Source organism: Acutalibacter sp. 1XD8-36 (assembly GCF_009917525.1).
Classification (GTDB): Bacteria; Bacillota; Clostridia; order Oscillospirales; family Acutalibacteraceae; genus Acutalibacter.
Genome location: NZ_QZDU01000012.1, coordinates 12,881 through 34,007, shown reverse-complemented (window position 1 = coordinate 34,007; position 21,127 = coordinate 12,881). Strand labels below are relative to the sequence as shown.

Annotated in this window: 17 protein-coding genes and 1 tRNA gene; 6 read left to right on the top strand and 12 right to left on the bottom strand. The window is 56.2% G+C overall.

All coding sequences use genetic code 11. From position 1 onward, the window contains the following. Window positions 1-52: 52 nt before the first annotated feature. Genes D5270_RS14460 through D5270_RS14445 form a run of 4 tightly spaced genes read left to right on the top strand, consistent with a single transcriptional unit; the run spans window position 53 to window position 6,248 of the window. A complete protein-coding gene (locus D5270_RS14460; RefSeq protein ID WP_166544755.1) occupies window positions 53-1,813 on the top strand; it encodes an efflux RND transporter periplasmic adaptor subunit in 1,761 nt (586 codons plus the stop codon). After that, window positions 1,813-2,910 (top strand): ABC transporter ATP-binding protein, encoded by a 1,098-nt coding sequence (locus D5270_RS17300; protein ID WP_207709399.1) that lies wholly within the window; start codon window positions 1,813-1,815, stop codon window positions 2,908-2,910. The genes D5270_RS14460 and D5270_RS17300 overlap by 1 nt, the downstream gene beginning before the upstream one ends. After that, window positions 2,903-4,987 (top strand): HlyD family efflux transporter periplasmic adaptor subunit, encoded by a 2,085-nt coding sequence (locus tag D5270_RS16635; protein WP_207709398.1) that lies wholly within the window; start codon window positions 2,903-2,905, stop codon window positions 4,985-4,987. The genes D5270_RS17300 and D5270_RS16635 overlap by 8 nt, the downstream gene beginning before the upstream one ends. A gap of 40 nt (window positions 4,988-5,027) precedes the next feature. Continuing rightward, the gene (locus D5270_RS14445; protein WP_442858609.1) at window positions 5,028-6,248 is read left to right on the top strand and encodes an ABC transporter permease; all 1,221 of its coding nucleotides are present in this window, start codon (window positions 5,028-5,030) and stop codon (window positions 6,246-6,248) included. 90 nt (window positions 6,249-6,338) lie between these two features. On the opposite strand, the gene pfkA is transcribed toward D5270_RS14445, so the two are convergent. From pfkA to hprK, 6 genes are all read right to left on the bottom strand, one after another. After that, a complete protein-coding gene (gene pfkA / locus D5270_RS14440) occupies window positions 6,339-7,307 on the bottom strand; it encodes a 6-phosphofructokinase (RefSeq protein WP_166544752.1) in 969 nt (322 codons plus the stop codon). Window positions 7,308-7,464: 157 nt separating this feature from the next. Continuing rightward, complete coding sequence (locus D5270_RS14435) at window positions 7,465-10,962, bottom strand: DNA polymerase III subunit alpha (protein ID WP_166544751.1); 3,498 nt, start codon at window positions 10,960-10,962, stop codon at window positions 7,465-7,467. Window positions 10,963-11,011: 49 nt separating this feature from the next. Then, window positions 11,012-11,947 carry a DNA-binding protein WhiA gene (gene whiA / locus D5270_RS14430; RefSeq protein WP_166544750.1) on the bottom strand — a complete coding sequence of 312 codons (936 nt, stop codon included), beginning with the start codon at window positions 11,945-11,947 and terminating at the stop codon, window positions 11,012-11,014. 17 nt (window positions 11,948-11,964) lie between these two features. After that, a complete protein-coding gene (rapZ, locus tag D5270_RS14425; protein ID WP_166544749.1) occupies window positions 11,965-12,825 on the bottom strand; it encodes an RNase adapter RapZ in 861 nt (286 codons plus the stop codon). A gap of 32 nt (window positions 12,826-12,857) precedes the next feature. After that, window positions 12,858-13,775 carry a UDP-N-acetylmuramate dehydrogenase gene (murB, locus tag D5270_RS14420; RefSeq protein ID WP_166544748.1) on the bottom strand — a complete coding sequence of 306 codons (918 nt, stop codon included), beginning with the start codon at window positions 13,773-13,775 and terminating at the stop codon, window positions 12,858-12,860. A 101-nt stretch (window positions 13,776-13,876) separates the two neighbouring features. Then, a complete protein-coding gene (hprK, locus tag D5270_RS14415; RefSeq protein WP_161474641.1) occupies window positions 13,877-14,842 on the bottom strand; it encodes an HPr(Ser) kinase/phosphatase in 966 nt (321 codons plus the stop codon). 211 nt (window positions 14,843-15,053) lie between these two features. Between hprK and D5270_RS14410 the strand changes: the two genes are divergently transcribed. Continuing rightward, a tRNA-Met gene (locus tag D5270_RS14410) sits at window positions 15,054-15,130 on the top strand. Between the two features lie 108 nt (window positions 15,131-15,238). On the opposite strand, the gene D5270_RS14405 is transcribed toward D5270_RS14410, so the two are convergent. The 5 genes from D5270_RS14405 to D5270_RS16930 all read right to left on the bottom strand — a co-directional run bounded on the left by D5270_RS14405 (window position 15,239) and on the right by D5270_RS16930 (window position 19,173). After that, on the bottom strand, window positions 15,239-16,387 hold the full coding sequence (locus tag D5270_RS14405; RefSeq protein ID WP_166544747.1) for a tyrosine-type recombinase/integrase: 1,149 nt from the start codon (window positions 16,385-16,387) through the stop codon (window positions 15,239-15,241). A gap of 128 nt (window positions 16,388-16,515) precedes the next feature. After that, window positions 16,516-17,868, bottom strand: coding sequence for a MobP3 family relaxase (gene mobP3, locus D5270_RS14400; RefSeq protein ID WP_166544746.1), 1,353 nt, complete (start codon window positions 17,866-17,868; stop codon window positions 16,516-16,518). A 2-nt stretch (window positions 17,869-17,870) separates the two neighbouring features. After that, on the bottom strand, window positions 17,871-18,278 hold the full coding sequence (locus D5270_RS14395) for a hypothetical protein (protein WP_166544745.1): 408 nt from the start codon (window positions 18,276-18,278) through the stop codon (window positions 17,871-17,873). A 324-nt stretch (window positions 18,279-18,602) separates the two neighbouring features. Continuing rightward, window positions 18,603-18,965 carry a helix-turn-helix domain-containing protein gene (locus tag D5270_RS14390; protein ID WP_330587538.1) on the bottom strand — a complete coding sequence of 121 codons (363 nt, stop codon included), beginning with the start codon at window positions 18,963-18,965 and terminating at the stop codon, window positions 18,603-18,605. A gap of 1 nt (window position 18,966) precedes the next feature. Continuing rightward, a complete protein-coding gene (locus D5270_RS16930) occupies window positions 18,967-19,173 on the bottom strand; it encodes a helix-turn-helix domain-containing protein (protein ID WP_166544744.1) in 207 nt (68 codons plus the stop codon). 162 nt (window positions 19,174-19,335) lie between these two features. Between D5270_RS16930 and D5270_RS14380 the strand changes: the two genes are divergently transcribed. Beyond that, on the top strand, window positions 19,336-20,307 hold the full coding sequence (locus D5270_RS14380) for a DUF6076 domain-containing protein (protein ID WP_166544743.1): 972 nt from the start codon (window positions 19,336-19,338) through the stop codon (window positions 20,305-20,307). Window positions 20,308-20,605: 298 nt separating this feature from the next. On the opposite strand, the gene D5270_RS14375 is transcribed toward D5270_RS14380, so the two are convergent. Beyond that, a complete protein-coding gene (locus D5270_RS14375) occupies window positions 20,606-21,076 on the bottom strand; it encodes a MerR family transcriptional regulator (protein WP_160579905.1) in 471 nt (156 codons plus the stop codon). Window positions 21,077-21,127: the final 51 nt, after the last annotated feature.

Below are 21,127 nucleotides of genomic sequence, written 5' to 3'. Positions count from 1 at the left end.
TAATACTAAGGAATGTATTGCGAGAATCTGGCATAAAGGAGCGCCTTTGCATATGGATAATCAGAACATGGAACATAGACCAGCACCTGAGCAGGCACAGAAGCCCGCCCCGCCCAGGCACGGTGAGCAGAAGCCCCAGTCCCAGCCGCCCGCCGCCCAGCAGGGTAATGGGCAGCAAGGTGCTGCACAGCAAAATGCTGCTCAACAACCGGCTGCTCGGCAGCATGCTGAGCAGCCGCCGGTCCAGCCCGCACAGCAGAATCCACAGCACATGCAGACTGCCGCTCAGCAAAATGCTGCACAGCCTTCCGCCCCCTATGAGGCGGCGCATATGGCGCCCAGGTCCACAAACCTGCCCATGCGCAAGCCCGCTGCCCGCAAGGTGGATAAGCGGCTCATAGCTGCGGGCGTTGTTGTGGCTGTGATTGCAATAGCCCTTTGCGTATGGTTTTTCTGGCTGAAGGGATACCTGGACGCGAAGAACGCGTCCCCTGTGTATGTGGCCCCGGTATCCTCCATCACCGGCGTGATGTCCGACACGGACCCCAGGTACTCCGGGCTGGTGGAGCCCCAGAAGGTGACAAAGGTAAACAAGGACGAGAGCCGTACGGTCTCCGAGGTGCTTGTGTCCGAGGGGGACCAGGTCTATATAGGCGACCCGCTGTTCTCCTATGACACCGGCGAGATAGACCTTTCCATCCGCCAGGCCGAGCTGGAGCTGGAGGGCATAAGCAACCAGCTGACTACCCTCCAGGAGCAGAAGACCCAGCTTGAAAAGGAGCAGAAGGACGCCAGCAAGGACGACCAGTTTAAGTATACCGTTGAGATACAGTCCGTGGAGCTGCAGATAAAGACCCAGGAGTACCAGCGGTCTGTAAAGCAGAGCGAGCTCGACAAGCTGCGCAGCTCCCAGGAGAACACCCAGGTCTTTGCCGAGGTGGAGGGCACCGTGCAGCAGGTAAACCTCACCCCCTCCACCGACGCCCAGGGCAACCCTCTGCCCTTTATAAGCATACTCTCCTCAGGGGAGTTCAGAATCAAGGGCACTATAACCGAGCTGAACACAGGGGCCATTGTGGAGGGCCAGGCCGTGACGGTCCGCTCAAGGGTAGACCCCAACGCCCGCTGGCGGGGCACCGTGGAGTCCATTGAGCACGAGCCCGTCCAGGATAATAACAATATGTACTACGGTCCGGAGTCGGGCGAAAAGGCCTCCAAGTACAACTTCTACGTTGTGCTGGAGTCCCCCGAGGGCCTTATGCTGGGCCAGCACGTGTATATCGAGCCGGACAGCGGGGCCTCCATGACCCATAAGGGCATGTGGCTGCCTGCCATGTACCTGGTGATAGACGAGGAGGACAGCGGCAGCGGCTTTGTCTGGTGCCGGAACGAGGAGGAGAAGCTGGAGCTGCGCCCGGTAATGCTCGGGCAGTACGACCAGGGCGAGGGCCTGTATGAGATTCTAAGCGGCCTTTCAGCCTCCGACTATATCGCCATGCCTGCCGAGGATCTGGTAGCCGGAGGGCCCACCACCACCGACGCCAGCGCCATTGTGACCCCGGATATGGACGGCTCCGACGGCACCACGGATATGGAGCCCGGTATGACCGACCCCGGTTATGACGAAGGCGGGACCGTGACTCCCGAAGGCGGCGACGGCGCTGATACCGGCGACGGCTATACCGAGGGCGGCGATGACACTTATACTGACGACAGCTTTACCGAGGACGGGGAATCCTCCCCCTCTGACGGCGCGGATATGATTATGCCCCGGTCCGAGGACGGAGCTGCTGGGGGTGAACCTGTAGAATGATGCTTGAGCTCAGAGACATCTATAAGACCTATCTGCAGGGGAAACTGGAGGTGCCGGTGCTGGGGGGTATTTCCCTCACCGTTGAGGAGGGGGAGTACCTGGCGATAATGGGCCCCTCCGGCTCCGGCAAGACTACCCTTATGAATATAATCGGCTGCCTTGACAGTGCCACCTCTGGGGAGTACATCCTTGAGGGGGAGGACATAGCCGGGGTCAGCGAGAAGCGCATGTCCGAGGTGCGCCTGCACAGTATTGGCTTTGTTTTCCAGAGCTTCTACCTGCTCTCCAGGCAATCCGCCCTTGACAACGTGGCCCTGCCCCTCCTATACGCCGGGGTACGCCGCAAGGAGCGCCAGGCCATAGCCCGCCGCGCCCTGGAGCGGGTGGGCCTTGGGGACCGCACGGAATTTAAGCCCACCCAGCTCTCCGGCGGACAGTGCCAGAGGGTCGCCATAGCAAGGGCCATTGTAAACAGCCCAAAGATACTTCTGGCTGACGAGCCCACCGGCGCCCTGGACACCCGCTCCGGCGAGCAGATAATGGAAATCTTCCAGAGCCTTAACGACGAGGGCGTCACCATAGTCATGATAACCCACGAGCCCGAGATAGCCGCCCATGCAAAGCGCACGCTGCATATCAGGGACGGCCTGCTGGTAAATTCCTCGGGAAAGCCCATAGCCTCAAAGCCCGCGGCAGGCCCGGCTGGGGCTGGACCAGCTTCATCTGTTGCAAGCCCTGCCCCAGCTGCGGCAAGCTCAGCACCTACTGTATCAAAGGCCCCGGCTCCGGCGGTAGACAGGACCGGGGAGATAGTCACACCAAGGGTCAAGGCCCCGAGACTGCCTAAGCTCCCGAAGCTGCCGAAGCCCGGGAAGCATAAGGCCCCCATCAATGCAGAGGAGGCTCCTGCAGCCCCCGCGCCTTCTGTGCCGTCGCAGCAGGCCCCGCAGGTCTCCGCCCCGGCGGCGCCGAAGCCCCCCAGAGAGGAGATAAGCGGGCAGACCATTATCGAGTCCCTTGAGCGCCAGCTTGAGGCGCTAAACAAAAAGCAGGACCCGTCCGGGCCCGCAAAAGGGGAGGGTCCCGCCAATGAATAAGAAGCTGAAAAAGCGCCTGATTATACTTGGGGTCACGGTCGTTATAATCGCCGGCTCCATTATCGGCGCCGTACAGTATATGAACTACCGAAACGACCAAAAGACCGTAGAGGTCCAGCCCATGGCCTATCTGACCACAGGCTACTGGGGCAGCGACACCTCTACCAGCGGCAACATCGTCTCGGACTATATGCAGGAGCTATTTCCCGACAGCTCCAAATCCATAAGCGAGATATTTGTTGAGGAGGGCCAGAGCGTCGCCATAGGCGACCCGCTCCTCCAGTATAACAGGGAGGCCCTGGAGCTGGACGTGGAGGCAAAGACAGTGGCCCAGCAGCAGGTGCAGGTGCGCATAGACGAGGCCAACCGGCAGCTTAAAAAGCTGCAGAAGACCAAGGCCTATGTTGAGCCCACGCCTACGCCGAAGCCGCGCGTCACCCCCACGCCAAAGCCCACCAAAAAGCCTACCCCCACCCCGACGCCTACGCCGAAGCCCACGCCCACCCCCTTCCCCACCCCGGACGTGAATGTTTACTCTGAGCTGACGCTGGACTCGGTGCCATACAGGGGCAGCGGCACCTCTTCGGACCCCTATGTGTTCCTCTGTAAGGACGGCTATAAGCTGACCCCGGACTTTATGAAGCTGATGATGGGCCTGCTGCCCACAGGCGAGCCCACTATGAGCCCGGAGCCCACTTTCACTCCGGAGCCTACAGAGACCCCCGCGCCGGAGCCGGGGCCTGATGAGACCCCCACTCCGGAGCCCACAGAGACTCCCACTCCAGCGCCTACAGAGTCCCCCACTCCCCCGCCCTTTAAGCTCATCTCCCCCTTTGCGGCGGTGTTTGAGGTCCGGGAGCACGACTCAAACTACGGCGGCCTTATCTCCAAGGTCACCATAGACGGCACAGGCTTCTCTGGCTCTGTAAACCTGCCGGGTATCATAAAAGGGGTTGCGGCCGCTACAGATGTGCTCACAGACGTTGTGAACTCCCCTGCCCAGGAGAAGGCCGCGGCTACGCCGACTCCTACCCCAAAGCCCACCCCGGAGCCGGATAACTATAACCACATGAACTACACCAAGAAGGAGCTGGACGACCTAATTAAGGCCAAGAAGCGGGAGATAACCAACCTCCAGCACGACATGAAGCAGGCCCAGCTCGACCTGGATAAAGCCAACAGGGCCCTGGAGAACTCCACGGTGCTCAGCACGGTGGACGGGCAGGTGCGCACGCTTATTGACATAGACACAGCCACCTCTGAGGGCAGGCCCTTCCTGGTGGTGTCCGGGGCCCAGCAGTATTATGTCAGCGGCACCATCAGCGAGTCACTCTTGGGGAGCGTGAATATAGGGGACCAGGTCACCGTGAACTCCTGGTCAAACGGCATGACCTACTCTGCCCAGATAGTGTCAATCTCAGACTACCCCACCGAGGGCAACTCCTGGTCCTCGGACACCAACCCAAATAACTCCTTCTACGAGTTTACTGCGGTGCTCATGGACGCCGACGACACCATACAGAGCGGCAGCTGGGTGGAGATAACCCTTAGTGTAAACGATACCAGCAGCATGGATGCTCTGTATCTTGAGAGAATGTATATACGCGAGGACGACTCCGGCTACTATGTGATGAAGGCCGGTAAGAACAACCGGCTCATGAAATCCTATGTCACCGTGGGCAAGAGCCTTGGCAGCTATGCCCTGGAGATAAAGTCCGGGGCCACCGGGGAGGATTTCATCGCCTTCCCCTATGGTCAGGACGTTAAGGAGGGCGTGCGGTGCGTGCTCCAGGAGAGCGGCGAGCCCCCATTCCCTGAGGGCAGCGGCGAGGATGAATCCAGCAGCGGGCTTGAAAGCCTCCCGGATACGTCCGGAGGCCTTGCGGATGGCGGCGGCACTATGGATGACGGCACAGGCGCCGTGGATGATATTGTAGACGGTGACGGCACCGCAGACGATACCGGCGACTCAGGGGATACCGGCGCTGCCCTGCCTGATGGCGGCGTGATAACCGGCAGGACCGAGGACGGCGTTACCTTTGAGACGGAAAACGGAGGGGGGATAATCCTTGATTGAGAATATACGCCTGTCATTCCAGGGCATTTGGGCCCATAAAATGCGCTCGTTCCTGACAATGCTGGGCATAATCATCGGCATTGCCTCCATTATCTCCATTGTGTCCACCATCAAGGGCACAAACGAGCAGATAAAGCAGAACCTTATCGGCGCGGGAAACAATGTGACCCGCATACAGCTTTACCATACCACCGACGGCAACTATCCCTATACTATCGACTATGAGGGAATCCCGGACGGCATACCACTTATGACCGAGGAAATGCTTGAGGCAATCGGGAGCCTTCCGAACGTGACGGCGGCGACGGCCTATACCAAGCGCCAGGACGGGTACTCCAGCACCTATTTCTACGGAAACGCCAGCCTCTCCGGCTGCTCCACCTACGGCATTGACGACAGCTATTTCGAGACCTGCGGCTATGTTATCAAAAAAGGGCGCATGTTCGTGCCCAATGACCTTAGCGGCTTCAGGCCGGTGGTGATACTGGACGATAACGCCGCAAAGAGCCTGTTCCAGGGCGAGGACCCCATCGGCAAGACAATCGAGTGCAACTCCATTGCCCTGGTGGTGGTGGGCGTGGTGGAGCTGGACACGAAGTTCGAGCCTGTAATCAACTCCATTGAGGACTACTACACCTATATGAACTCCAGGAACTCCGGTGCGGTCTTCCTTCCTGATGTGCTCTGGCCTGCGCTTTTCTCCTATGACGAGCCAAAGGAGGTTGCGGTGCAGGTGAGCTATACCGAGGCCATGTCCGCGGCGGGCAAGGCTGTGGCGGATTTGCTCAACACCTATAACACCAACACAAACGGTATCCAGTACAAGGCCGAGGACACCCTGGAGCAGGCCAAGGAGCTCCAGGACCTCTCTAACGCCACAAACCAGCAGCTTGTCTGGATAGCCAGCATTTCCCTATTGGTCGGCGGTATCGGCGTTATGAACATCATGCTGGTGTCCGTAACCGAGCGCACCCGGGAGATAGGCCTGAAGAAGGCTATCGGTGCCAAGAAAAGCCGGATACTCTGGCAGTTCCTCACTGAGGCGGCGGTGCTCACAAGCATGGGCGGCCTGCTGGGCGTGGGGACCGGCATAGGGCTTGCGGAGATTATCTCCAGGATAGCGGAGACGCCTGTAGCCATAAGCGTGCCCGCCATAATCTTCGGGGTGGTGTTCTCCATGATAATCGGCATTATCTTCGGGCTGATACCCTCGGTAAAGGCCGCTAACCTCAACCCCATTGACGCGCTGAGGCACGAATAAAAAGCCTAAACGGCATAAATTGACCCCCGGACCTTTAACGGTCCGGGGGTTTGCTTTTGAGCTGTATTAACTATAAATCCTGCCCGGCACTTAAATAGACAGCCTGGCTGAGACCCTGTACAGGTTCTCATCAAAAATCCTAGGCATATTCAGCGCCTCGGTGATGTCAAAATCAACCACCTGCTCGCCCTTGAGGGCCACTACACGGTTGGAGGCGCCGTTATACAGCAGCTCCACCGCATGATAACCCATGCGGCTGGCGACCACACGGTCCCTGAGGGTCGGAGAGCCGCCGCGCTGCACGTGACCCAGGACAGTGGCGCGGCTCTCAATGCCGGTAGCCGCCTGGATACGCTCGGTAAGCTCCTGGGTATGGCCCACGCCCTCGGCCACAACTATAATGTAATGCCGCTTGCCGGTCTGCTGTGCGGCCTTCATACGGTCAACAATATCCCTCTGGAAGTCGTAGGGCACCTCGGGCACCAGGGTGGCCATAGCGCCCACGGCAATGCCGGTATGCAGGGCGATGTCGCCGCAGCGGCGGCCCATGACCTCCACAACGCTGCAGCGGTCGTGGGACTCGGTGGTGTCGCGGATACGGTCAATCATCTCCATGGCGGTGTTCAGGGCCGTGTCGTAGCCGATGGTATAGTCTGTGCAGGCGATGTCGTTGTCGATGGTGCCTGGCACGCCGATGCAGGGTATCCCCGCGCCGCACAGGTCCCTGGCCCCCTTGAAGGAGCCGTCGCCGCCGATGACGACCACGCCCTCAATGCCCTTTTCCCGGCAGAAATCCGCCGCCTTCTGCACACCCTCGGGGGTGTTGAACTCAGGGCTGCGGGCGGTGAACAGGGACGTGCCGCCGTGCTGGATGATGTCTGAGACGCTGCGCATGTTCATCTCCTTAACGTCGCCGTTGAGAAGGCCGTTATACCCGCGCATGACCCCGTAGACGCTCATGCCGAAGGAGATGGCGCTACGCACCACTGCACGGACAGCCGCATTCATGCCCGGGGCGTCGCCGCCGCTGGTCAATACTGCTATTGTTTTTGCTCCCATATTTTTGTTCCCTCCAAGTTTTACCCGGGGGCGTGGAGCCGCCCGGTCATTAACTGTTTTACCCTTTAATTATACCAAATCTGCCGGAATTATCAAGGGGTTAGTTGATATTTTAGGGGGGCATATTTGCGTTTTAGCAATATTTTCGGCCTCCCCCTCAGCCTCCATCAACATACCGGGCGTTCCCGCTGCCCAGGAGCCTCCCCAGCGCCGTCATAAGCTGACGGCTGACCTCCACCCTGTACTTTGCCGGGGCGCGCGCCACCTTCCCGGTGTCCCTGAACATTATAAACACGTCGTAGCGCCCGCCGTCGAATATATCCACATACTGCATGGCCTTTTTAAGCCTCGGGTCCGCCTCCGAGTCCACCCGGAGGTACAACCCCGGCGTGGAGGATTTTTTTGTGCCCCTGGCCTCCCCGCCGGGCTTCGGCGGCTCCGAAAGCCTGTCGCACAGGAGCTCCGGCTCCTTATCCTCCTGGAAGCTCAGCCGCCCCTGGGCCTCCACCACCGCCCCCTCATAGAGCAGGTTGCCGTACTGCTCAAGGACGCTGGGGAATATCAGGCCCATTACGGCGCCGGACATATCCTCCAAAGTGGCAAAGGCCATGGTCATTCCCGAGCGGGTGTCCTTCCTGCGCACTGACGTGACTATGGCCAGCATTGACACCCGCTGCCCGTCGGAATAGACCGTATCCCCGGCCTCCTCCTGGGCGCTGAGCAGGATATCGCTGCTCCTTGCGTACCTGCCCCCGGCGTACAGCTCCGCGTAGGCGGACATGGGGTGCCCGCTCAGGTACATGCCGGTGACCTCCTTCTCCTGGGCCAGCTTCTCCAGCTGGGGGAAATCCTCGGCCCTTGTCAGCGGCTCCTCACCCTCCACGCCGGAGAGCTGGGGCGAGTCGAAGAAGCCCATCTGGCCCTCAATGTTCCGGCGGCGGTCCCCGTCCAGCTGGGCCAGGATCCCCTCGAGCCCTATGAGCATTTCCCGGCGGTTGTTCCCGAGGCCGTCCAGGGCCCCGCACTTTATAAGGCTCTCAATGGCCCTGCGGTTCATGTCCTTGCCGGTCATGCGCTTGCAGAAGTCCCTGAAGGAGGTAAACCTGCCGCCGCCCTCGCGCTCCTGCTCCATCCTGACTATCACCGAGCGGCCCAGATTTTTCACCGCCGCCAGCCCGAAGCGCAGGCTGTTGCCGTCCACCGTAAAGCCGACACCGCTGTAGTTCACATGTGGAGGCAGCACCGCCAGCTCCAGCCGCCTGCACTCCTCCATATACTCCGCCACCTTGCCGGTGCTGCCCAGCACGCTTGAGAGGAGGGCCGCCATATACTCCCTGGGGTACCGGCATTTTAAGTAGGCCGTCTGGTAGGCCACCACAGCATACGCCGCTGCGTGGGCCTTGTTAAAGGCATATGAGGCGAAGTCCTGAATCTCCCGGAACAGCGCCTCGGCTGTGGCCTCGTCCACGCCCCTGTTAACGCAGCCCTCCACCTCCCAGCTGCCGTCCTCCCGGCGCTGTCCGTGGATAAATATCTGCCGCTCCTTCTCCAGCACATCGTGCTTCTTCTTCGACATGGCCCTGCGCACAATATCGGCCCTTCCAAGGGAATACCCGGCAAGGTCCCGGAATATCTGCATTACCTGCTCCTGATAGATAATGCAGCCGAAGGTCACGTCAAGTATGGGCTTTAAAAGTGGGTGCTGGTACTTGACCTTCAAGGGGTCCCGGGTGTTCTCAATGTACATTGGGATAAACTGCATGGGCCCCGGGCGGTACAGTGAGATTATGGCTATCAGGTCCTCTATGCACTTTGCCTGGGACTGTACCACCAGCCGGGTCATGCCAGCGGACTCAAGCTGGAAGACCCCCACAGTGTGCCCAGCGGCAAGCATTTCAAAGGTCTCCCTATCGTCCGGCGGCACGCTTTCCATGGAGAAATCCGGCTGGGACCTTCGTATAAGCTTTTCGGCGTTGTCTATGACAGACAGGTTCCTAAGCCCCAAAAAGTCCATTTTCAGCAGCCCCAGCTCCTCCACCGTAGTCATGGTGAACTGGGTAACTACCACGTTGTCGTTCCTTGCCAGGGGCACATATTCCATCACCGGCCTGTCCGTTATGAGCACCCCCGCCGCATGGGTCGCCGCGTGCCGGGGCATTCCCTCCACCTTCATTGCCATGCCCACCAGGGCCTTTACCTGGGGGTCGGACTCACATCTGTCCCTGAAATCCCTGGAGGACTTCAGGGCCCTCCCAAGGGTCATGCCAAGGTCGGGGGGCACCAGCTTCGCCACCTGGTCTACCTTGTTAAAGGGGATAGCCATGGCCCTGCCCACGTCCCTTATTGCCGACCTTGCAGCCATGGTGCCGAAGGTGACTATCTGGGCCACGTGGTCCGCACCGTACTTCTCCAGCACATACTCTATTATCTCATCCCGGCGCTCGTCGCTGAAGTCTATGTCGAAGTCGGGCATACTCACCCGCTCGGGGTTTAAAAAGCGCTCGAAAATAAGGCTGTAGCGCACCGGGTCGATGTTGGTGATACCGATACTGTAGGCAGCTATGCTCCCCGCGCCAGAGCCCCGGCCGGGGCCCACTGGAATTCCCACGCTCCTGGCGTACCGTATAAAGTCCCAGACTATCAGGTAGTAGTTTACATAGCCCATCTGGGTTATGGTGCTTATCTCGTACTCCAGCCGGTCAATAAGCTCCCTGCCGGGGTTTTTGCCGTACCTGTTTTCAAGCCCCTCCCGGCAGATACGCTCAAAAAACTCCTGGTTCGGGGAGCCGTCGGGGGTGCTGAACTTTGGCAGCTTGGTCTTGCCGAACTCAAACTCCACATTGCAGCGCTCAGCTATTTTAACCGTATTGTCCGCGGCCTCGGGGTACTCAGGGAACAGGGCACGCATTTCCTCCTCGGTCTTTAAATACAGCTCCCCCGAGCCGAATTCAAGGCCGCCCTCCTCCTCGATGGTGCGGCCTGTCTGTATGCACATGAGCACCCGGTGCATTTCCTGGTCCTCGGGGGCGATATAGTGGCAGTCGTTGGTGACTACCAGGGGGATGCCTGTCTCCCGGGACAGCTTTATAATACTGGGGTTTACATAATGTTCATCGTTCAGCCCATGGTCCTGGAGCTCAAGAAAGAAATTCTCCGGCCCGAATATCTCCCTATAGCGCAGGGCGGCCTCCCTGGCCTCCTCATAGTCCCCCCTGAGAAGGGCCCGGGGTATCTCGCCGGACACGCAGGCCGACAGGGCGATAAGCCCCTCGCTGTGCTCCCGCATAAGCTCAAAATCTATGCGCGGCCTGTTGTAGAAACCCTCTATCCACCCCTTTGACACCATGGCGATAAGGTTGCGGTAGCCCGTCTGGTTTTCGCAGAGCAGCACAAGGTGGCGGTTTTCCCGGTCCAGGTCGCTGACCTTGTCAAAGCGGGTGCGCTTGGCCACATAGACCTCGCAGCCGATTATGGGCTTTATCCCCCGCTTTCCCGCCGCTTTGTAAAAGTCCACCACGCCGTACATATTGCCGTGGTCCGTTATCGCCACCGCCTCCTGGCCCAGCTCCTTCGCCCTGTCCAGAAGTCGCTCTATCCTGCAGGCCCCGTCAAGGAGGCTGTACTCAGTGTGCACGTGCAGATGTGCGAAAGCCATTTTCCCGCCACTCCCCTCTGTACCGTAATTTACATAACCTTATATAAAGCTACATAACTCCGTCTACGCCCTTCTCCTTCAGTATCTTCTCCCCCTGCTCCAGGAGCTTCTGTAGCCTATGGTTCACCCCGCTCCTGCTGACGCCCAGCCGCTCACCCAGCTGCCGCAGGGTGAGCTCGGGCTCGTTGAGCCTCAGCGCCGCCAGCTCCTGCAGGTTCTCCGGCAGGGATGAGAGGCCCACGGTGTCGCTGATGGCGGCTATTGCTGCAATCTGCCGGGCCGCGGCGGAGTAGGTTTTGTCCATATTCGCCGTCTCGAAATTGGTCTTGCGGTTGATATTGTTCTTTACCTCTTTGTACATCTTCACCTGCATTAGCTCCATAGAGGCCCCTGTAGCCCCCAGGAAGGTGAGCAGGTTTTCGATTTGCCCGCTGTCCTTCAGGTACACCCCATACCCTCCTGGGCGGCGCACCAGGCTGGGGCTGATTCTAAAGGCCTCGGCCTCCCCCAACAGAGCGTACAAATCGTTTGCAAGGTTTTTATAGGGGGCGGCAAATTCCAGATGATAGCCCTTATTGGGGTCGGTGGCGTTGCCGCAGGACAAAAACACCCCCCGCAGGAAGGCCACCTGGCAGCAGCTGTCCTCCAGCGCCCCGCGGTTTATGCGCAGGCTGGGCTCAAGGCCGCTGTGCCCGAACTCATTCACAAGCCTCCTGCGCTCCTGCTCCTCGGGCAGGGTCACCTTATAGGCCGGCTGCCTGCGGCGGCTCACGGCGTAGGTGAGCTGTGCCGAGGCCCCGGCCCCTGCCGCCGCCAGCTCCAGCATTCTGCGGGCCACGTGGGGGTTCTCTGTGGTATAGCTGCCCTCCTTCAAGGTGAAGCACTTGGAGAACAGCCATGCTCCATAGCACTCGGCGCGCAGGCAGCATGGCTTCTTCAGCTCTATTTTACATAATTCCGATTTTACCTGAGATGTAAACGACATATCCTTAAACCTGTTATTCAGTGCCTGAGCATGTCCCTATGGGTGACACTGGCCTTCACGCCCTTCTCCATAAGATATCCGCAGGTGTACTGGGCCAGGGCCACAGAGCGGTGGTGCCCGCCGGTACAGCCTACGGCCACCACCAACTGGCTCTTGCCCTCCTTCTCATATAGGGGCAGCAGGTAGTCGAGCAGCGCCGTGTACCTCTCCACAAAGCCCCTGGTCTCGCTGTTCTCCATCACATAGTCCCGCACGTCCGGGTCAAGGCCGGTCTTCGGGCGCAGCTCCGGGTCGTAAAAGGGGTTTGGCAGGCACCGCACGTCCATTACCAAATCCGCCTCCATGGGTATGCCGTGCTTGAAGCCGAAGCTTATACAGTGCACGGACATGGAGTCGCTGGAGCTTGTTAGGAACTGCTCGGCTATCCGGCCCTTCAGCTGGGCCGGGGACAGCCTGGTGGTGTCAATCACAAAGTCCGAGTTCTCCCGCACCGGCCCCAGCATGTCCCGCTCCAGCTTCACCGCCTGCTCTAAGGAGCCTGCCAAATCGTCCGAGAGGGGGTGCTTGCGCCGGGTCTCCTTAAAGCGCCGCACCAGCACGTCCTCAGAGGCGTCCAGGAACAGTATTTTATAGGGCCTGCCCTCCATCTTCAGGGCCTCCATAGCCGTGAAAAAGGACTTGAACAGCTCCCCGCCCCTTGTGTCCGACACCACCGCCACCCGGCCCATGGAGCCCTCGGACTTGGCGCATAAATCATAGAAAACCGGTATCAGCGCCGGGGGCAGGTTGTCCACGCAGAAAAAGCCGATGTCCTCCATGGAGTGCATGGCCTGGGTCTTGCCCGCGCCGGATAGCCCAGTGAGTATGACAAATTCCATTTTACACATCCCCTTCCCTTACTATTAGCCCCTCAGTTCTCCCCGATGACCCGCACCTCCGGCTCAAGCTCCGTGCCGGTCTCCTTGAGCACAGTCTCTCTGACTATTTCCATCAGTTCCAGCACGTCCTTACAGGTGGCCCCGCCGGTGTTCACGATAAAGCCCGCGTGCTTCTCGCTCACCTGGGCGCCGCCCACTCTCCGCCCCTTGAGCCCGCACTGCTCTATGAGCGCGGCGGCGTAGCCGGTCTTCGGGCGCTTGAAGGTGCTCCCGGCGCTGGGCATGTCGTAGGGCTGCTTCTCCAGGCGGCGGTCCTTGAGCTCCTTCATCTTCGCGGCTATCTCCTCTTTATTGCCGGGGGCCAGCTTAAACTCCGCCTGGGTGATTATCCTGCCGCCCTCCATAAAGGCGCTCCTTCTGTAGCCAAAGCCCAGCTCATCGCCGGTGGCGTCCAGAAGCCTGCCCTCCGTGTCCATGTACCAGACCCGGGTGATAACGTCCTTCATCTCCCCTCCGTAGGCCCCGGCGTTCATGTATACCGCCCCGCCCACTGAGCCGGGTATCTGCCAGGCAAACTCCAGGCCGGTGAGACTCTCTTCCTTGGCGTATGCACAGGCACCGTTCAGGCTCATTCCCGCCCCGGCATACAGTGTCACGCCGTCCTGCATTATGCCTCCATAGGTAAATTCCAGCTTTAGGGCCACTCCAGGATAGCCCTTATCCCCCACCAGCAGGTTCGAGCCCCTGCCCAGCACAAAGTATGGCAGTTCTATGTGGGCGAGGCCCCGGAGGATTCCCGAAAGGGCTCTATCGTTGAAAACAGTAATGAGCCTTGCGGCGGGGCCCCCTATCTTAAAGTTTGTGTGCTTGCTAAGCGGCTCGTCCCGAAGACTCTCACAGTCAAGCTCCGACACAAGCCGGTCCAGCTCCTCATATTTCAAAGCGTCCATACCGGGCCCCTTTCTGTTGTATATATTTTATATACTGTGTAATTCTACGGTCTGTGCAATTCTATGGTTATACAGTCCACTAAATATATGCGCTCCTCGGCTTATATATCCAAATCCATCTTCACATCCTTGGGCTGGAGCTCGTCGAAGTCCATGCCCATATTGGCGAGCAGCTCCTGGGCGGCGTTATAGCCCATCTCCTTCTGGCGGTTGTTCATGGCCGCTACCTCGATTATCACCGCAAGATTCCGCCCGGGCTTTACCGGGATGGTGATTACCGGCACACGTATGCCAAGTATCTCTGCGAACTCGTTCTCAATGCCCATGCGGTCGTAGGCCTTTGTGGCGTCCCAGGGCTCCATCTTAATGCAGAGCTCTATCTTCTGGCTGGGCTTCACCGCCCCCGTGCCGAAGATACGCTGGGCGTTTATCACCCCGATACCCCTCAGCTCAATAAAATGCCTGATATTGTCCGGCGCCGAGCCCACCAGGGATATGGCGGACACCCGGCGTATCTCCACGGCGTCGTCGGCAATGAGCCTGTGGCCCCGCTTGATAAGCTCTATAGCCGCCTCGGACTTGCCAACGCCGCTGTCCCCCACCAGGAGTATCCCCTCGCCGTAGACCTCCATAAGCACGCCGTGCCGGGTAATGCGCGGGGCAAGCTCCACATTCAGGTAGGCCACCAGGCTGGCGACGGCCCCCGAGGTAGTGTCCCTGGAGAGCAGGAGTGGTATCTCATAGCGCTCCGCTGCCTCCAGCATGGCGTCCCAGGGGTGCATGCTCCTGGCAAGTATCACCGCCACCGGGTGCAGGGCGAAATAGCGCTCTATCACCTCTGTGCGCTGCTCCTCCCCGAAGCGGTTCAAAAGGCCCATCTCCGCCCGGCCCATTATAGCCACGCGGTTGGTGTCAAAATACTCGTAAAACCCGTTGAGCTCCAGCCCCGGACGTATCACGTCCCTGGAGCGCACGATAATATTCTCCGGGTCCCTGGGCATATAGAGGGGCTCAAGCTCCTCATGCTCTATTATTTTGGATAGGGGCAGGGTATATTCTTCCATCATGGCTTTTTCATCCTCCTATAATCCTTCATGTCCTTTGCCGGATAAGGCCCGGAAATGCCAATATATTATACCACAAATCTCGGATATTGGAAAGCCCATTTGTAAAAACTTTGGTCCCGGAAAATTTTTTCTAAAAATTTGAGAAAAGGGCTTGCAATTTCCTTTCAGGTGTAGTATAATAACTAAGCTGTCAGTTTGAGGCGGCTTATATCGCGGGGTGGAGCAGCTCGGTAGCTCGTCGGGCTCATAACCCGAAGGTCGCAGGTTCAAATCCTGCCCCCGCAACCAAAAACCCCCGGAAACACTAGGGTTTCCGGGGGTTTCATTTTGCATTTTCCCTTTGTTTCCCTTACCTGACCCATGCGCTGACCCATACGGGGAAACGACCGGGTACTTCTAAACGCTGCCGGATAGTAAGTTGTCCATCGTCTTGGCTGCCTCTTTCTGTGCGGCGGTGGTGACGTGTGCGTAGGTATCCAGAGTAAATCCTGCGCTGTAGTGGCCCAGCATACCCGACACCGTTTTGATGTCTACTCCATTTTGGAGTGCCAGCGTTGAAAACGTGTGCCTCAAATCATGAAAACGCAAGGGTGGCAATCCGGCTCTATCCAGTACCCGGTGTAGCATATGCAGGACACTGTCCGGCGAAATTGGCCCGCCGTTGGGCGAGGGAAACACATACTCGCCAGCCACTTTGCTCCTCTGCTCTCTAAGAATTTCTATCGCGTCTGCTCCGATGGACAGCGTGCGGTAGGAATTTTTCGTTTTCAACGGAGCCTCCACCACTTCCCCATCGATCCTGGCTACCTGCCGTTTCACTTGGATAACACCTATGTCCAGGTTGATATCGTCCCACTTCAGGCCCAGCAGTTCGCCACGGCGCAAGCCTGTTGCCAGCTCCAGGTAGTACATCTCGAACACGCCGCTGTTCTTAGCCTCGCGGAAGAAAGCGGCCAACTGGTCAGCGGTCAGTGTTTTCATCTCCTGGTGTTCAACCTTTGGTAGGGCACAACCGTCTGTGGGATTGCTTAAGATAAGTTTCTGGCTTTTGGCAAGTTCCATTGCGGACGAAATCACCTGGTTTATATTCCGTACCGTTTTTGCGCTCAAACCTTTGGGCTGCTGTTTGGATTCCGTCCGCTCTACCCTACCGTTGGTGAGCAACTTTCTGTAAAGTGCCTGCACTTCCAGCGTAGTCAGCTTACTGAGCGGGATTTTGCCGATGCTTGGCTTAATGTGATTTTCAATATAACCTTTGTATGTTTTGTGTGAAGATGGCCGCACCTTGATTTTGGCGTAGTTCTCAAACCATACGTCCATCCACTGCCCTACCGTGTACTGACTCGCTTTAACGATATCCAAGCCTTTGTTGTCCTCAATGGCCCTGGCCAGTTTCTCCTTGACCTCTGCTTGAGTCTTACCAAGCACGTTCTTGTAAATCACCTTGCCGGACTCCGGATCACGGCCTGCAGTGTACCTGCCCTCCCAGCGGCCGTCCTTGCGCTTGCGTATATTGCCCTCGCCATTTGCTCTGCGTTTCGCCATATCTTGGCCCCCTTTCTGACTACCAACACTACCACACAGTACCCGCCTATGTCCACTGACATTTTTCTTACTTTTTCTGGTTTTTCCCAAACCGTATTCTTTGTTTTGCACCGCAAAATTTGAGGTAACTACATCCTCATCCCAAAAGCCTCATCGTCATCCATATCCTGTTGGATACTGCGCTCTGTTTTCAATCCATGGGCCACCTTCTTCTGCTCTATTTTACTTCTGAGCTTGCTATCTATCTGAGTATTCAGCCGCTCTATCTTTTTGCCATAGCTCTTTGAAATCAGCTTGCATAGAGCACTGACCACTGACTGAATCGAACCACCCACATCATACGTTTGAGAGTGTTCCGCCTCCATAATCTTCATTGCTAGCGTCGCGCTCCGTACGATAATGTTCTTGATACTGCGGAACTCAGGGTTATCCTCCAGGGAAATGTCCGCCCCCTTCTTCTCAAAATAGAGTGATAATTTCTCCCGGTTAGCCTTATTCCACTCCGAATTCAACTTTGCGATGTCATCGCCTTTTGCAAGTTCAGCCACAATTCTGTTGACCGTGTCCTTTATATCTTTCGGCAGATAGCCGTACTGTTTGCGCCCCTTGCAGGTCTTTAGCTGGGAAACCAGCTTCAGAAACAGCACCTCCACTTCAGAAGTGGGCGCATATGACTCACGGATTTTAGCAAGCAGCCTTTCAATTTCCTCTCGGCTCTCCTTCTTCAGCCGGTCACGGAAGTCTGTTTCCATCGTGAGCAGCTTGTACTGCTCCAGCCGAAAGATGTCGTTGCCCAGCGCACTTCGCAACTCCTCGATCCCCTTTTTCGTCAGCCAACCCTGCCTTATATCCTTGGAATAGACCAGCAGGTGCATATGAGGGTGGTGTGTGGTATTGTGAAATGCTCCATACCATTGCAGGTTTGTGAGATTAATTTTCTGCGCCTCAGCCAGTTCGGTGACGTTGCGCCGTACCAATTCTCGCCATGCCTCAGCCTTGTTATAGCCCAATCGCTCCGCGTCCTCACGGTGCAAACTGATAACGTGTGTCCAGATGATCCCCTTGTGCTGGCCTACTTCCTCGGCAACCGAATCCAAATCTATCTTGCCATCGGTCTGGCTGAACAGCCCATGCGGACCCAGTTTCTCCACTCCCGGGCGCTCCGCCATGTAGCTTACCAGCTTATCCAACTCACCGATACGGTCGGCGTTGCGCTCTATGAAGGCGTCTATAAACTCGCTGGCGTTGCTCTTGGTGGGAGAGCTTTCGTAGTCATGGTACTCGCCATAGTCTTTGGCAGACGGGTCAAACTTAATGATGTCCTGCACCAACCTCTGCTGGCGGACGGTGGCCGGAGCGTTGTCAACACCATCAGCCACCTTCTCAACCCCCTCGCGGGTGCCCATATACTTCACCAAGTTCGTCGCGGAACGCTTTGGTGAGTTCCGCATATACCTGCTGGTAACAATTATTTTCGCCATAATCACTCACCCCCGTTCTGCCACTCGTTAGCGTCCTCGAAGGTCAAAATCCCATTCATCCTCGCTATCTCTTGGGCGACATTGAGCCGTAATGCGCCCAGAAATTCATCAGAAATATCATTGACCGCCGCCGTGATATTGCTGTTGATTCCAATTTCTACTGCCAGCTTGAACAGCATTTCACACACATCCTTGCCGAGGGAACGCACCTCGCTCTTGATTGCTCCTGCTAACATCGGAGCCAAGAAATTAATATTTTTCTGCTGCCTGAGATAACCAATGTAGAACTCCACCGCCTTGCAAACAAAATCTCCTTTCGACATAGCGTTCGCCTCCGGCAGCATTTCCTCAATCTCCGCGACCATCGAAGGCCGCATCCAGTACGCATATTTTTGCTTTTTCTCGCTCAAAAGCGCTCCTTTCCGACCGACCCCTGATTTTGGAGGCCGGTAATTCCTGATTTTTCCCTAACGACCGGCTCTGCCGGACGATGTGAACCGCGCGGTAGACTCCGCGCTTTAACCTGCTTGTCTTTTTGACCGCTTTCTGCATCCTGCTCTGGCGGATAAAGTTGCAAACATTTGCATATTTGGGGCGGTTTCCGTCCCCGTGGACACCGCCCTCACAAATCGCCACAAATGCCCCACACGGCTGTTCTAGGCCGGTTGCCGCTAAACTCCCTCGACCTCCGGCTCCAATCGCCCGACACGGCCCTCACAGGGGCCACAAACGGGTCATTTCCACAACTGGCACTCGTTGTGGTACTCGATTGCTCCCTGGATGGGTAGAATCGTAAAAATCAAGTTGCCGTTCCGCACCTGACCGCTGGCGCTTTCATACTTTGTAGGTTCCGTGAGAATTAGCGTTTTGTACTCAAGCTCCCGCACATATTTCCTCACTGTGTTCTCGCTCATACCCACCGCTCTGCCAATAGTTTTGTAGCTCGGCCAGCATTGATGCGACTTCCTGTCCTCGCAGTACATAAGGTAAGCATAGACTGCCAGTTCACCTGTTGACAAACCTAAACTGAAAATTGCATTTGGCAGAGGAAAGAAATTCTTTGCTCCGCTGCATGATGCTCTCAGAAAACTATTCACGCTATATACCTCCCGTCTGACTCTCGACCCACGAGAGAAATTGTTCCTTGGGAACCACCAGGCGCGAACCGATTCTCAACACCGGGAAGTCTTCCTGATGCAACAATTCGTAGGCTCCCGCAACTGAGATCCCTAAAACCTCTGCCACTGTTTTCGCGTTGAGAAACAGTGGCAGTTCTTCATAATGCTTGAACTTGGATTGAACCACTTGGCACCTCCTAAAAAATGTCTTGACTTTTCCGTTTCCTTGTTGTAGACTTACTCTTAAAGACAGTTTGATTTGCCCGACTGTCTTATGGTAACATATGGCTATACATTTGTCAAGGACAATTTCAAAAATATTTTTAATTTGTGAGGGAGAACGGTTAACATGGCGGCTTATGAGTTCTACACCTACTTTGCGGAGGGCCGGGAGTATTTCGTCTACAAAGATTTGACGCTAGAACGCCCAAGGACAATAGAAAAAGACTTCCCATTTCTGGAAAGCCTCTTGCGTTTCACCTATCTGGACATCTGGCCGATGGAGGATCTGTTTAAGAAAATGGATGCCGCTCTGCTGAACTTTTATCAGAAATCCGACTTCGATTCTCAGGCCGTTGTGATGAGCACGTTGAAAAAGCTGGCGAAAGAGCACATCTACTTCGAGTTTCTGCGCCTTGACTGGCAGTCGCGGTTCCGCTATATTGAGCAGCACCCTGACAAGGATATCCAGAAGCATCTGCCCCACAAGCAGCTGCGGCACATCCCTAGTGACATCGACACGCTCCAAAAACAAATCATGCGTCTGTTTGAGGATGTGCTGGATATCGACGACGGCAAGAAGAAACCCGTGAAGGAAAAGCTGAAAGCTTATCTCCAAAGGGAGAAAAACCAACCGCTTTATGCTTACAAGTTCCAGCCTATTTCCACCACCTATGAGCAAACTGGCGAGGGAACCTTTGCAGAAGTTTTGCACCCAACCTCCATCTATAACATGGTGGAGTTCTCAATCCGCGAGTGCGTCAAGCGCGAACAGCGTATGCGCATCTGCTCCTACTGCGGAAAGTATTTCGCAATCCCCCGGCGCAACACGGCGGAGTTCTGCAACCTTACCGTAGATGAAAACGGTTACACCTGCCGGGAAGTCGGCGCGAGGAAACGCTGGGCAGAAAAGAAAAACTCAGACGAGCTGTTCAAGGAGTACCGCCGGGAATACAAGAAACGCTTTAACTGGATTAAGGCGGGGAAAATCAGCCCCGGCACATTCTATGCTTGGAGCTCCACTGCCAAGGGCAAGCGCGATGAGTGCGCCTCTGGTAAAATGTCTTTTGATGAGTTCAAGAAGTGGCTGGCTGAATCGTGAACCGCTTTTCTTTGTTTTGCAGTGCAAATTTTGACACTGCTATAAGTTTCTAAAACAAGTACCGACTATTCATCCTCCCTTCCCAACAGCACGATTGGCTCTATGCGCAAGCCATGATAAACCATAATCACAGAAAGCCCCCACAGCCAATAGAACCCCAAACGGCAAAGTAATGTAAATCACATTCTGAATTGGACTCTCGCTGCATTCGAGATAAACATTAGCTTTGCTATCGCCGTTCTTACAAGTAATATAAGCGCTAAATGTAAAGTTGTGCTAAAGCCCTACACACATTGCCTTACACCCACAATGCTTCGCTCAGAACTTTCTGTCCTTTGACATCTTCAATACATACCATTTTTACCAGCAGCCATGCTCTTTCTTCTTCTGTCATTACGGTTATTTTTTCCGCGGTTTGAGAACCTTGCAAATTACGAATAATGTTATCCAGACATTCTTCTTTGTATTTCGCAGAATCTATTGCTTCCTGCCATGCCTGCCGTTTCTTTTCAAGCATTTCAAGCAATGGTGTTTTCGATGTTTTCCCATCAATGATCATCTTGATCTCATCAAGAGAAAAACCTAGTGCTTTTAACTCTATCAGTGCATTTAACTGCTGAACCTGTTCTGCTGAATAGTAGCGGTATCCATTCGTGGTATCTACTTTCACCGGCTTAATAATACCTTTCTTTTCATATAAACGCATTGCCTTTCTTGAAATTCCAAAAAAGTCTGCAATTTCACCAATCAACATGAGTTCATTTTTCATAAAATCCTCCTCTTTTAAGTATTATTTATGCGCCTATTCTTCTAATGTATT